Consider the following 12,617-nt stretch of genomic DNA (forward strand, 5'->3'; position numbering starts at 1 on the left):
GAGGATGCGCAGCAGGAAGGAGGAACGGCTATGGCCGTCGATCATCGCGCTCTCATCCATCTCGCGCGGGATGGCGGAGATGAAGCCCTCGAGAATCCAGATCGCCAGCGGCACGTTGAAGAAACAGTGCGCAATGGCAACCGCCAGGTGGGTGTCGATCATGCCGAGATCCGAGAAGATCTGGACGAAGGGCGCAAGCAGGATGGCGGGCGACAGCATCCGGAACATGAGAAGGGAAAAGAACAGCGTCCTGTGGCCGAAGAAGTCATGCCGCGAGAAGGCATAGGCGGCGGGCAAGGCCACGCCCACCGAGATCGTGACGTTGAGCGCGGCATAGACGATGGCGTTGACGTAGCCCATGTACCAGTCGGGGTCGGTGAAAATCAGCCGGTAGTTGGCGAGACTTGCCTCATGCGGATAGAAGGTGAGGCCACCCGCGATCTCGGCGTTGGTCTTGAAGCTCATCGCCACCAGCCAGTAGACCGGCGTCATGAGCAGCACGACATAGACGATGGGGGCCAGGGGAATGCGCCGGGTCATGCGCGCTCTCCCCGCCTGCCCGGCACGATCAGCGCGAAGAACGCCCAGGAGATGGCCAGCACGAATGCAAGGTAGATGATCGACATCGCTCCGCCCTGCCCGAGATCGAACTCGACCGTCGCAGTCTGGACCAGTTCATGGGAGAGGAAGGTCGTTGACACGCCCGGGCCGCCGCGCGTCACGACATAGGCCTCGGCATAGATCATCAGGCTGTCCATCAACCGGAGCAGGATCGCGATCAGCAGCACGAGACGGAGCCGCGGCAGCTGGATATGGCGGAAGACCGCCCATGCCCCCGCCCCGTCGATCCGCGCGGCGCGGTAGTAGTCGACAGGTATGGCGCGCAGCCCGGCATAGCAGAGCAGCACCACGAGGCTGGTCCAGTGCCAGGCGTCCATCAGCAGCAGTGTCGCCCAGACCACCACCGGATTGTTCATGTCATAGCCGAGGCCCAGGAGGCCCGCGGCAGCCGGCAGCAGGCCGATCGCCGGCGCCGACATCACCTTCCACAAATAGCCGACAACAATCAGCGGCGCGAGCAGCGGGATGGCGAGCAGCACGATCAGCAGAGAAGCGACAGGCCCGGAGGGCGGCAGCCTGAGCGCGATATAAATACCGAGCGGAATCTCGATCAGCAGCACCAGCGCGGCGAAGCCCAGGCTTCTGGCCAGCGCCCGCCAGAATTCGGGCGAGGAGAGCACGCTCACATACCAGTCCGCCCCGACCCACACGAAGCTGTTTCCGGCAAATGTATCGTGCACGGAATAATAAGCGACGAACGCTGCAGGCACGATGCCGCTCACCAGCATGACGAGCAGGGCGGGAAGAAGCATCGCAGGGGGAGCAAGCAGACGGGACATTACACGGCCGAGGATGCCTTCAGGCCGGGGCGCGCGTCAAGGAGCGGCTTGATCACTGCGACGCCTCGCCGGGGGGAAGGACAGGCTCCTCATCGCGCCAGGACGGCAGAAGCTCGGTGATGATGCCGGCCTTGTGAAGACCATAGACCTCATAACCGCTGAGAATCAGGCTGCCGGGCTTGTAGATGCGATTATCCTGCTCCAGGAAGGCCAGAGCATGTGCCGCAGCAAAAGCGGGATGCCAGCTTTCGCTGGCATGACGGCGAGAATTTGGAATCTGGCCCAAGCTGAGCGCCCGCCGCACCAGCGCGTGGAGCGGCCCGGACAAAACCCGGCAGATTCAGGGAAACCCGGCCCGGCAAGGGACGCTACACCACAGCACGCCTTCGTTGCATTGATCACACGGAAATGGCGCGGCGGATTGTCTGACGCGTCCATCAGGTGTATCGAGACGGGCGGCAGGAACGAGATCACGAACCTCAGAGGCACCATGATGCAAACAGCTGTCCCGGCCGAACCGCTTTGGTTGCGCATCCTGCAATTCCCCCTGACCCGCCTGATCGTTCTGGGCGGGATCGTGTTCTACCTGATGGCGCGGTCGGATGGCATCATGGAGCGGTTCAAGGACACGCCCGTGCTTGCCGCCGCCGTGGCGATCGCCCTGGCGCTGGTGGTGATCGCCATTTATGTCGCCTGGGGACGACTGATCGAGCGCCGCGCGGTGACCGAGCTGTCCCTGCAAGGCGCTGGCCGCGAATGGGCCATCGGCGGCCTGATCGGCATCATGCTCTATACGGGTTGCGTGCTGCTGCTGATGGTGTGGGGCATGTATCGTTTCGACGGACTGAACCCCTTGTCCTACATGATACCGGGGGTAGCGTTGGCTGTGAAATCATCGATCTTCGAGGAGCTGCTGTTCCGCGGCGTGCTGTTCAAGTCCATCGAGGACATGGCCGGCAGCTGGATCGCAATCGTCGTCTCGTCACTGGTCTTCGGGATCGTCCATCTGCTCAATCCCGATGGCACGATTGCTGGCGCAATCTACATCGCCATCGAGGCGGGCCTCTTGCTGGCGGCTGCCTATCTGGTCACGCGGCGGCTGTGGATGGCCATCGGCTTCCACATGCTGTGGAACTATGTGCAATCAGCGGTCTTCGGCGGCATCGTGTCGGGCAGCGTTGCACTCCCGGGCCTGCTTCAGTCCAGGATCGAGGGTCCAACGTTCTACACGGGTGGCAACTTCGGCATGGAACAGTCGGTGTTTGCGCTCATCCTCTGCACCATCACCGGTATCATGCTGCTGGTGATCGCCATCCGCCGCGGCCACATGGTGCCCGCCCCCTGGAACCGCAAGGGGTGAGCCCCGTCAATCCGGTTCCCGTCACTCCCACTCGATGGTGCCCGGCGGCTTGCTCGTCACGTTGTAAACCACGCGGCTCACGCCCTTCACCTCGTTGATGATGCGGGTGCAGACGCGGGCTAGAAAGGAATGATCGAAGGGGTAGGACTCCGCCGTCATGCCGACCGTCAAGATGTGGTCAGCGACAACTATGGCACGAATGTACATGAAGGGCGGGCTTTCAATCTAAATTTGGCAGAACAAACATTGAAATCGATCACCTTGCGCATCTGGCCGATACAGGTTGTCAAAACCACATGAGCCGCCATCAAGCCGAAGAAAAAATTGCCACCCCTTAACAGGCACTCCCTGTTGATAGATACGCCAAAGATCAGTTAATGTTTTTCTTCAATGTGATTCTGTTTTCATGCTACCAATATTTGGAGATACAATGAAGATCAGAAGTATCAACATTAAGCATTTCCGCCGATTTGAGGATCTTCGCATCTTTCTTCCACCGGCCAAACTGGTTGTGATCGCCGGTCCAAACGGATCCGGAAAGTCATCTCTCTTTGACGCTTTCTCAGTATGGCAACAAGCTCATCATTCTGGCTTACATTGGGACGACATCTACTACAGGCGCGATCAGACAAACGCTGGATGGCAAAACCAAGTTGCGATTGACTTTTATAGCGGAGGCGCCGGACGGAAGAGCTTTTATCTGCGTTCCGCGTACCGGAACGATCCGGAGTTTAATCTAAATTCCCTGCAGAGGTTACCAGAACCTACAGATCAGTTTCGCGTCCGCAGAATGATTGATCAGGATGGAGCAGTATCTGATAATTTTCAGCGACTGGCGTCAAATGCACTTCAAGATGCATTTGATCGACATGATGCTAACTTAACTCTTGGTGAATTCCGTAAAGCTGCGATCGGCACCATTGGGGAATCTGTCCGAAGACTATTTCCAGAATTAGACTTGAATACTCTAGGCAACCCTCTTCAGGACGGCACCTTCCGATTTACAAAGGGTAGTACAAAAGGCTTCAGCTACAAGAATCTGTCGGGTGGAGAGAAGGCGGCATTCGACCTTCTGTTGGATATGGTAGTTAAGGCTCGCACCTACGACGACACCGTTTATGCCATTGATGAGCCTGAACTACACATGAACACCAGACTTCAAGGCGCACTTCTCGAGGAGTTGTATAGGCTTATCCCAATCGGATCCCAGTTGTGGATAGCCACGCATTCAATCGGCATGATGAGGAAGTCGCGATATCTTTATGAGCAGTATCCTGATGACGTTGTTTTCTTGGATTTTGAGGGTCATGATTTTGATGGAACTGTAGAGATAAGTCCAATCAGCCCAAATCGTGCATTTTGGGAGCGAATACTTAAGGTCGCGCTTGACGATCTGGCTGAGTTAATTGCACCGAAGGAACTGATAGTCTGCGAAGGCAGTCCAAAATCTCAGCACCAACTGAGGAACGAAGAGCATGATGCGCGTTGCTATGAGATAATCTTCTCAGAAAGGTATCCTGATACGAAGTTTATCTCGGGTGGCAGCTCTAAAGAAGTTTCAAGGGATCGTATGCAATTCGCATTAGCATTTCCAAACGTAGTTCCAGGAATCACCGTGCGCAGATTAATTGATAGAGACGATCATTCGGAGTCTGATGTCATTGAGTTTAACAGACAAGGAATCACTGTGCTAAACCGCCGTAACATCGAGGCATACCTTTATGATGACGAGGTTTTGACGAAGTTGTGCGAAAGTGTGGGGCGTGCCACCGAACTGACTGCGGTTCTAGACGCCAAGAGGCGAGCAATCGACGCTAGTGTCGGACGAGAATACCCTGATGATGATCTTAAGCCTGCAGCCGGAGCAATCTTCAACAGTCTCCGAAGTATTCTCAAACTCAATAGGTGTGGTAATGACGCACCCTCATTCGCTCGAAACGTCTTGGCACCTTTGATTAAACCTGGAATGACAGTTTACCATGAGCTAGAGAGCACCCTTTTTCGATGCAACTAAAGCTGTGCAGAACTAATTTAGAATTACATGATTATATCATTTATTATTCCTTGCTCGCTGTGAGACGGCTTGCACAGGTCCTCATTTGCTGCAATTGATAGGATAATTCTCAATCAATCCTTGCCGCAGTGCACTCCATTAATTCCAAGGTAATTGAGGTAGCTTCGGATATCACTCCCACTCAATCGTGCCCGGCGGCTTGCTCGTCACGTCGTAGACAACGCGGCTCACGCCCTTCACCTCGTTGATGATGCGGGTGCAGACGCGGGCGAGGAAGGAATGATCGAAGGGATAGGACTCCGCCGTCATCCCATCGGTGGAGGTGACGGCGCGCAGGCCCAGCACGCGGTCATAGGTGCGGCCGTCGCCCATGACGCCCACGGTGCGCACGGGCAGCAGCACGGCGAAGGCCTGCCAGATCGCATCATAGAGGCCGGCCTTGCGGATCTCGTCGAGGTAGATGGCATCGGCCTTGCGGAGGATGTCGAGCTTCTCGGGCGCCACCACGAACTTGCCTCACAGCGGAAGCGTGAGCGCATTCCAAATGTTATACTCCTTCACCAGCCCCATGGACGCGTTGGGCGCGCCCGCGAGGCGGTGGAAGAGCCAGGTGGTGCCCGCCTTCTGGGCCCCCACGCCGAGAATGAAGGTTCTGGCCGTCATGCTTGCCTGGTCCATTCCTCAGTAATGCGGCGGAGGAGCCTCCGGCGCATCGGAACGGGCAAGCGCCGCGGTGTCGAACTCCTCCCGGAGCTCGCCCAGCCGACGCTCCAACGCGTCGATCTTCTTCCATTGTGCGACGACCATCTCGTTGAGGTCGGCAATGGTCCTGTCCTGCTCGGCAACGCGCAGCTCGATCTCCGCGATGCGGCTGTCCTGCTCGGGCCCTGGCATGTGAATTCTCCCGCTATCCGGCATGCGGCCATTCAAGCACAGGAGGCGGCGCGCCTCAAAGCGGCTGATGCTGCAGGCGTGGCCGAAGGTCAGGAAGAAATTGCCCCGGACACGCTTCCGGCGCCAAATCTACGCCCTGGGCTTGCATCAGGCGAAACCCAGTTCACGCCATGACACACGAGGCCCTGCCGCTGACGTTCCTGGGATCGGGCCTGATGGCGCTGGGCCTGCTCCCGCTGACCATCGGCTTCTTCATCGGCCTGCTCGATCCGAAGGAGAAGCTGAACATTGGGGCCATGGTGTTCGGGGCCGGACTCGTGGTGCTCGTCATTGGCAGTTGGCTGATGCAGACGGTTCAATGAAATCTGCGTTCCAGGCGGGAGGACGACGGATCAGGCGACCCGGGCCGGAGATCTCGGCCGCGCGCGGAGGCGGCGGGCGACGTCGCTGAGAGCAAGCTCCAACGTGGAACCGAGACCAGCCATGAAGGGACCGGCGGATTCAATTGGCAGGCCATCGAGGCTGATGCCGTGGAGGTTGATCATCGTCGTCTCGGACGGACCGGTGGCTGGAGAGCGCTCCGGCGGCACGGTGATGATGATGCCTCCGGCAGCGGGCACGGCACGGAGCATGACCGGCCCCAAGCCTTCCAGGAAGGTCATGAAGGCCGCAAAACCCTCGGCCACGGCGGCACCGAGGCCGGCCTCGGCGCCCGCCGCTGCGACCCCTGCCCCTATAGCCTCGCCGCCCACGACCGCCGCGCCGCCTGCACCCGCCGTCGCACCGCCCCCGGCTGCCGCGCCGCCACCAACGGCTGCACCGCCACCCGTAAAGAAGACGGCCGCCAGCGCGAGCAGCACGATCACGATCGCCAGCACCGCCTTGACGATGTTTTCGGGCGTCGCCCATTCTCCGAGTTCCTCGAGCGCCTCGTCGACCAGGCGGCCGATCTCGCGCGCTGCCCGCCGCGCTTGCCGCAGCGCCTCGAGCAATGCGCGGCCGACCAGCAGGGTGAGCGCCAGTTCGATCTCGCGCTGGCTGGGCGAGCGGAACACGGCATAGGGGATCAGGCCGGGCAGGACGCTGACCTGAAAGGGAATGGCAACAGCGGGCAGATTGGCCTGCACCGAAACGTCGATGGGGTTGAGCGCGCTCAAGGCGCCGCCGCTCACGCCCCTGCCCGGCATGCCCGGCGAAATCAGCGAGCCGCCCGGGGTCAGCGGACCGGTCAAGGGCCTGTAACCGGAGCAATGCAGAAGTCCGCGCAGTAGGTTGAAGCTGTTGCGGTAGGTTGCCTCCTGCCACACGCCGCCGACCACACCGAGCAGTGGCTTGATCTCCCAGATCTCGAGCCGGGCGCGGTCGATGAGGTCGGCGCGCAACCAGGTCTCCCGATGGATCTTCTTGCTGGCGAGCGCAAAGCGCAGGCAGCGGAAGAACAAGTCAAGGTCGAGCGCACCCGTCACACTGCCAATCGGCAGTGGCGAGCCGCCGCTGGTGGGCCCGATGACCACGTTCTCGACAAAATTCACCATCGGGTTCCACCGCTCCGAGATCACGTCGGCGACGGGGCTGCGCCAGGACTCGTATCGCTCCTCGATCCGCTTATGGACATATGGGCCGATACTGCGCGACGAGCGGACATTGAAGGGGATGCGCTCCACCGCGGTCGCCATGGCGGCGGCGATCCCGGCGCGCGCGGTGGTGAGCGCGATTTCCTCGGTGATCGCAGCGGGCATCCAGCGGAGATCCGGACAGACGGCGGCCAGCCAGTTTGCCACAGCATTAAGAAAGCGAACCAAGGCGACCGGCACAGCGACGGCCCCCGCCACCCCGGCCTCGGCACTGGACTCCGCCTCGGCTGCCGCTTGGAACAGACCTGCATCACGCATCGCCTGCAACGTCCTGCGCCCCTGCTCGGTGCCCCCGAGCTCACGTGTTGCAGCCTCTTCCACGGTTTGCGCCGGCTCAGTGCGTGGCGGAGGAGCATCACTGCTGGGCGCTTCGTCGGCAACACTGGTGGCGATTGCGGAGCGTGCAACCGCTGCGAGGAGCCGGGCGACCCACTGCGCAAGCCGCGCTTCGGGTTCGGTGAAGGCCGCTGGATCGGGATCGAAAGGATTGGCCTGGAAGTCGTGACGGTCCAGCGGCGGCAGCGCCGTGCCCGGCGGCGCCAGCAGCCTGGCCAGTGCCTGATAGGACGAGGTGTCGTCATCCGGGTTACCCCGGGCGAGCGCCACGGCGGTCTGCATCACCACCGAGAACACAGGCCGGAGAACGGGGATGAAGAGTTCGGCGAAGACGGTGTCGCGAAGCAGGTCCTTGGCGATCTCGTGGCCGATCAGGTCACAATAGCGGCTCACGGCGGGTTGGGCGCGGGTGCCGGATTACAAGCGTCACCGCACAGGTCGATGAGGGGCGTGCCGATGAGCCGGCGGGCAGTGTTGCACTTGGGCATGGCGGGATCCGGGTCGATCCACACCAGCGTGGTGGGCAGCTTCACCTCCCACATGTCGCCCGGCTCGCCCTCATCCGGGCCACTCATCTGCTCCTGGATTTCCTGGGCGACGGAAACATAAAGCGGGTCATCCGGAATGGGAGGCGCGCCACCGAGCCAGGGAACTCCGAACAGATTGTAGTAAATCACTGCCCATTCGAAACCCGGGCGGGCCGGGAGGGCAATGCGCGCCGACCCGCTGCGCAGGAAGCGCACGAAGGCCGGATCAGCGCCATCCTGCGGCTGCAGCATTGGCCAGCGCTCACGCGATGTCCAGAAATAGGGATAGAGCACATAGGTCATGTTGCCCCACTCGAAGGCCTGCTCGAGGAACTGGATCAGGGGGGCGCTTGCCGCCACGGCGGGAAAATCCGGCGAAGGTCCGCGTGCAGCATCCACGGGTTGCTCCAGCCCTTCGATGCCGTCGAAGCGGGCGCCGATCAGCATCTCGATGACCTGGCGCTTCAGCTCCTCGCGGACGATCTCCGCATTGCGCAGCGGCGAACGCTCGGTGAAGGTGATGCCAGCACGCACCTCCGCGGCGTTCTTCGCCTCGCGATAGGCGGCCTCGGCGGCGCTGTGGGCGGCGCGCAGACGATCATAAACATCAAGCCGCCACTGATCCATGACGTTCGCCTGCAGCACGCAGTGTACCCGCAGACTGACAGTGGCACGGTAGGTGCCGCCGATCGAAACGCCCGCACTCACCGTGCCGGTGCCGGCCCCACCGCTCGGCAGGCCTTGCACCTGCCCGGACACCGTCGTCCAGGCATCGCGGTAAGGCACGCCGGAATTGCCGGACGTGCTGCGCACCGTGGTACTCACGGGCGGGACCAGCTTGAGCACCGCCCCGCTGAAGGTGAAGACGCCGACCACGACGTGATAGCCAAGCTTCTCGCTCATGTACTTGTCGCCTGCCGTCTCCTCCTGGTCGTGCCACTTGAACAGGGCCGGAACGGCACCCATCGAGAAAGTCGCGGAGGCCGCCTCATAGTCCTTCGGCACCGGGACCTCGATGGAGCCGACGATGCTGGGCGGCACCTCGACCATGGCGTTGCGGTTGTTGGGGATTGCCGCGTCGCTGGAAAAGGACTTGGCGGCGGTGACGAAGACCATGTCATCCGGCGGGCCGACGACGCCCGTCGCCTTGAACTTCGCGACATAGCCGGCGTAGTTGTTGCGGTCGATGTCGCTCGGCTTCAGCGGATTATTGGCTGTGTTGGTGAAGGGCGGCGGCGGCTCCACATTGACGGCGGGTGGCGGCTGCTTGGTTGCGAGCCAGCGCAGATAGGCCGCAGGCTCCGGCACCTCAAACTCCAGCACGAAGCGGTGGCGGTAGCGTACAAGCTGCAGCCGGTTGATCTTGTCCAGCCAGCGGTAGACGCCGACGACATGGCCGGACGGAGCCACGCTGTTGTCGATCAGATGGCCGTTGATTTCCTTGACCTGGGTCAGCGTCCGCGTCGTCCGCGCCTCACGCACGTTGCTTTCCACGCGCTCGATCGAGCGGCTGACAATTTCCTGCGACTGTTCGGAGGCCTTGCGCCGGGCTTCCGAGCTGGAGAAATTGACGGAGGCGCCGAAATGGGTGGCGATCGATGTGGGGCCATATTGAGCGGCAACGTCCACCTGCCCTTCAACGCCAATCTCGACCTGCGTCTGGCTCGATGCCTCTTCCTGCAGGCTGTTCCGCTCCGTGGTCTGCTGGTTGTGCTCCGTCACGTTCAGCGTGTTGCGATCGAGCAACTCGGTCGTCTCGGTCTCGCTCAACCGCCGGTGCTCCCGCGTCTTGCGTTCGCCGCGCAACACGTTCTCGACGTGGGCGATTTCTCCAGGAACGTAGCAGCTCCATTCCTCGCGCACCACGACATGGTCGCTGAAGGCAGGGCTGCGGACCAGCATGCCAGCCCCTGGGGCAAGCGAGCCGCTTTTCAGGCTCGTTCCGCCCTTCAGAGCCCCCGGCCCGCCGCGCAGCCACTCCGGCAGGATGACGATGCGATCCATGTACAGCGCGGCCACCGTCTCCGCTGGCAGCGCATCCCCGCCGGCAGCCAGCGCCTCAATGAGGCCGATCGCCCTGAACAGGCGGACCAGCTGCTCCACGCGCTGCAGCTGGCGCAGCAGGGTGACGGCGATCAGCGTGTCGCCGACCGCCACGCGAAGCGCCGGCCAGCGATCATCGCCGATGATCATGGCAGCATCGTTCTTTGCGGCCGTGGATTTCCCGGTGGTCTTCCAGTCCTTCAGAAGCGCCAGGGCATCCGCCCCGCTGAGCTTGCCCTCCACATCGTCCAGCCGGGAGGAGAAGGCGACCAGCTCGTCCAGGAACGCGATACGGCTGTTGACGCGATCGGCGGGAACCGCCCGCTGGCTCGACAGCAAAGCATCCGCGCGCTGCATGGGTGTGCCGGTGATCGCCGCTGGCGGACCCGCCTTCTTGGGCCTCTTTTGCTTTCTGCCTGACTTCGGAACATCCCCGGACAAATCAGCGAAGGCCGAGTTATCGTCGTAAGCCACGCGCAGCTGCGCGCCCTTTGCCGCCATGGCGGATTTGGCCGCTGTGTCACTTCCTGTTGATGCTTCAACATCACCCTTGCGGCGCGGATAACGCAATGTGCGGAGCGGCTGCGCGCTCAGTTCACGCGGCGCCCGCAGTTGCCGGTAACGGAAGACAACAGTCATGACGCTCGCCCCATGTCATCGAGAACGGAGAAGTCTTACGAACTTTACGCAAAAATGCCTACATGGAGATAAATGATGGAGCCACAATGTCAATAGCATTTATGCAAATATTTGCCCATACACCCCACATGGGGTGCGGCATTCGGGGTTCGGTCTGAGCAGCCGATGCGGTCTGACCGCTGCGTTACGCGCTTATTCCCACTCAATCGTGCCCGGCGGCTTGCTCGTCACGTCGTAGACAACGCGGCTCACGCCCTTCACCTCGTTGATGATGCGGGTGCAGACGCGGGCGAGGAAGGCGTGGTCGAAGGGGTAGCTTTCCGCCGTCATGCCATCGGTGGAGGTGACGGCGCGCAGGCCCAGGACGCGGTCGTAGGTGCGGCCGTCGCCCATGACGCCCACGGTGCGAACCGGAAGCAGCACGGCGAAGGCCTGCCAGATGGCGTCATAGAGGCCGGCCTTGCGGATCTCGTCGAGGTAGATGGCATCGGCCTTGCGGAGGATGTCGAGCTTCTCCACCGTCACGTCATCATGCGGGATCCGGATGGCGAGGCCGGGACCCGGGAAGGGGTGGCGGCCGACGAAATGGGCGGGCAGGCCCAGCTCCTGGCCGAGCAGGCGCACCTCGTCCTTGAAGAGTTCGCGCAGCGGCTCGACAAGCTTCATGTTCATCCGCTCCGGCAACCCGCCCACATTGTGGTGCGACTTGATGGTGACGGAGGGGCCGCCGGTGAAGGAGACGCTCTCGATCACATCCGGATAAAGCGTGCCCTGCGCGAGGAAGGAGGCGCCGCCGATCTTCTTGGCCTCGGCCTCGAACACCTCGATGAACAGGCGGCCGATGGTCTTGCGCTTCTGCTCCGGGTCGGTGACGCCGGCCAGCGCATCGAGGAAGAGCTTCGAGGCATCGACGTGGATCAGCCGGATATTGTAAGCCTCGCGGAACAGCTTGACCACTTCCGCGGCCTCGTTGAGGCGCATCAGACCGTGGTCGACGAAGATACAGGTGAGCTGCTCGCCGATCGCCTCATGGATCAGCACGGCGGTGACGGCGGAATCCACACCGCCGGAGAGGCCGCAGATGACGCGCTCGAAGCCCACCTGCTTCTTGATCTTGTGCACCATCTCCGACTTGAAATGCGCCATGGACCAGTCGCCCTTGCAGCCGCAGATCTCGCGCGCGAAATTGGCGAGGAGCTTCGCACCATCCGGCGTGTGGACGACCTCCATGTGGAACTGCGTGGCGTAGAACTGCCGGTTCTCGTCGGCGATAGCCGCGAAGGGGGCGCCTTCCGATGTGGCGATGGCCTTGAAGCCGGGCGGAATGGCGGTGACGCGGTCACCATGGCTCATCCACACCTGGTGGCGCTCGCCCTTTTCCCACACGCCGTCGAAGAGCGCGTTCGGCTCCTTCACATCGACAAAGGCCTTGCCGAACTCGCGATGGTCCGAGGGCTCCACCTTGCCGCCGAGCTGCGCGCACATGGTCTGCTCGCCATAGCAGATGCCGAGCACGGGAAGGCCGCGGGTGAAGACGCGCTCAGGCGCGCGGGGGGAGCCTCCCTCATGCACGGAGGCGGGCCCGCCCGACAGGATGATGCCCTTGAGGCCCGGCCAGTCCAGCGCCTTCTCGGCCGACTGGAAGGGCACGATTTCCGAATAGACCCCCGCCTCGCGAATGCGCCGGGCGATGAGCTGGGTGACCTGGGAGCCGAAATCGATGATGAGGATGCGGTCTTGCATGACGGGTGATTAAGGAAGATGGGCGGA

Annotated in this window: 12 protein-coding genes and 1 pseudogene; 3 read left to right on the forward strand and 10 right to left on the reverse strand. The window is 61.9% G+C overall.

The annotated features are described in order from the left end of the window. The 3 genes from ACILRA_RS02145 to ACILRA_RS02155 all read right to left on the reverse strand — a co-directional run. The coding region (locus ACILRA_RS02145) for a carbohydrate ABC transporter permease (RefSeq protein ID WP_395660447.1) at window positions 1-540 on the reverse strand (540 nt) is incomplete at its 3' end. Then, complete coding sequence (locus ACILRA_RS02150) at window positions 537-1,400, reverse strand: carbohydrate ABC transporter permease (RefSeq protein WP_395660448.1); 864 nt, start codon at window positions 1,398-1,400, stop codon at window positions 537-539. The genes ACILRA_RS02150 and ACILRA_RS02145, both read right to left, overlap by 4 nt. Before the next feature lie 52 nt (window positions 1,401-1,452). Then, on the reverse strand, window positions 1,453-1,704 hold the full coding sequence (locus tag ACILRA_RS02155; RefSeq protein WP_395660449.1) for a hypothetical protein: 252 nt from the start codon (window positions 1,702-1,704) through the stop codon (window positions 1,453-1,455). Between the two features lie 186 nt (window positions 1,705-1,890). Between ACILRA_RS02155 and ACILRA_RS02160 the strand changes: the two genes are divergently transcribed. Beyond that, on the forward strand, window positions 1,891-2,760 hold the full coding sequence (locus tag ACILRA_RS02160) for a lysostaphin resistance A-like protein (protein WP_395660450.1): 870 nt from the start codon (window positions 1,891-1,893) through the stop codon (window positions 2,758-2,760). Between the two features lie 21 nt (window positions 2,761-2,781). Here ACILRA_RS02160 and ACILRA_RS02165 read toward each other — a convergent pair whose 3' ends face one another. After that, window positions 2,782-2,985 carry a hypothetical protein gene (locus ACILRA_RS02165; protein WP_395660475.1) on the reverse strand — a complete coding sequence of 68 codons (204 nt, stop codon included), beginning with the start codon at window positions 2,983-2,985 and terminating at the stop codon, window positions 2,782-2,784. A gap of 205 nt (window positions 2,986-3,190) precedes the next feature. Here ACILRA_RS02165 and ACILRA_RS02170 point away from each other — a divergent pair, with 205 nt between their 5' ends. After that, the gene (locus ACILRA_RS02170) at window positions 3,191-4,774 is read left to right on the forward strand and encodes an AAA family ATPase (protein WP_395660451.1); all 1,584 of its coding nucleotides are present in this window, start codon (window positions 3,191-3,193) and stop codon (window positions 4,772-4,774) included. 171 nt (window positions 4,775-4,945) lie between these two features. Here the strand turns inward: ACILRA_RS02170 and ACILRA_RS02175 are convergent. The 3 genes and pseudogenes from ACILRA_RS02175 to ACILRA_RS02185 form a co-directional block, all read right to left on the reverse strand. After that, window positions 4,946-5,278: pseudogene (locus ACILRA_RS02175) on the reverse strand (GMP synthase (glutamine-hydrolyzing)); the annotation flags it as partial. A 12-nt stretch (window positions 5,279-5,290) separates the two neighbouring features. Then, window positions 5,291-5,437: a hypothetical protein gene (locus ACILRA_RS02180; RefSeq protein WP_395660452.1), complete on the reverse strand. Its 147-nt coding sequence runs from the start codon at window positions 5,435-5,437 to the stop codon at window positions 5,291-5,293. Window positions 5,438-5,455: 18 nt separating this feature from the next. Further along, the gene (locus tag ACILRA_RS02185; protein ID WP_395660453.1) at window positions 5,456-5,668 is read right to left on the reverse strand and encodes a SlyX family protein; all 213 of its coding nucleotides are present in this window, start codon (window positions 5,666-5,668) and stop codon (window positions 5,456-5,458) included. A gap of 170 nt (window positions 5,669-5,838) precedes the next feature. On the opposite strand from ACILRA_RS02185, the gene ACILRA_RS02190 reads away from it, so the two are divergent. Further along, window positions 5,839-6,030, forward strand: coding sequence for a hypothetical protein (locus ACILRA_RS02190; RefSeq protein ID WP_395660454.1), 192 nt, complete (start codon window positions 5,839-5,841; stop codon window positions 6,028-6,030). A gap of 30 nt (window positions 6,031-6,060) precedes the next feature. Here ACILRA_RS02190 and ACILRA_RS02195 read toward each other — a convergent pair whose 3' ends face one another. The 3 genes from ACILRA_RS02195 to guaA form a co-directional block, all read right to left on the reverse strand. After that, window positions 6,061-8,031: a hypothetical protein gene (locus ACILRA_RS02195; RefSeq protein ID WP_395660455.1), complete on the reverse strand. Its 1,971-nt coding sequence runs from the start codon at window positions 8,029-8,031 to the stop codon at window positions 6,061-6,063. Beyond that, a complete protein-coding gene (locus ACILRA_RS02200; protein ID WP_395660456.1) occupies window positions 8,028-10,847 on the reverse strand; it encodes a hypothetical protein in 2,820 nt (939 codons plus the stop codon). The genes ACILRA_RS02195 and ACILRA_RS02200 overlap by 4 nt, the downstream gene beginning before the upstream one ends. A gap of 192 nt (window positions 10,848-11,039) precedes the next feature. Next, on the reverse strand, window positions 11,040-12,590 hold the full coding sequence (guaA, locus tag ACILRA_RS02205; protein ID WP_395660457.1) for a glutamine-hydrolyzing GMP synthase: 1,551 nt from the start codon (window positions 12,588-12,590) through the stop codon (window positions 11,040-11,042). Window positions 12,591-12,617 lie beyond the last annotated feature (27 nt).

This window comes from Aestuariivirga sp., from assembly GCF_044239095.1.
Classification (GTDB): Bacteria; Pseudomonadota; Alphaproteobacteria; order Rhizobiales; family Aestuariivirgaceae; genus Aestuariivirga.

Coding starts and splice junctions, on each gene's coding strand:
- ACILRA_RS02150 (WP_395660448.1), bottom strand. CDS start 1,400: ATGTCCCGTCTGCTTGCTCCCCCTGCGATGCTTCTTCCCGCCCTGCTC.
- ACILRA_RS02200 (WP_395660456.1), bottom strand. CDS start 10,847: ATGACTGTTGTCTTCCGTTACCGGCAACTGCGGGCGCCGCGTGAACTG.
- ACILRA_RS02170 (WP_395660451.1), top strand. CDS start 3,191: ATGAAGATCAGAAGTATCAACATTAAGCATTTCCGCCGATTTGAGGAT.
- guaA (WP_395660457.1), bottom strand. CDS start 12,590: ATGCAAGACCGCATCCTCATCATCGATTTCGGCTCCCAGGTCACCCAG.
- ACILRA_RS02190 (WP_395660454.1), top strand. CDS start 5,839: ATGACACACGAGGCCCTGCCGCTGACGTTCCTGGGATCGGGCCTGATG.
- ACILRA_RS02180 (WP_395660452.1), bottom strand. CDS start 5,437: ATGACGGCCAGAACCTTCATTCTCGGCGTGGGGGCCCAGAAGGCGGGC.
- ACILRA_RS02160 (WP_395660450.1), top strand. CDS start 1,891: ATGATGCAAACAGCTGTCCCGGCCGAACCGCTTTGGTTGCGCATCCTG.
- ACILRA_RS02185 (WP_395660453.1), bottom strand. CDS start 5,668: ATGCCAGGGCCCGAGCAGGACAGCCGCATCGCGGAGATCGAGCTGCGC.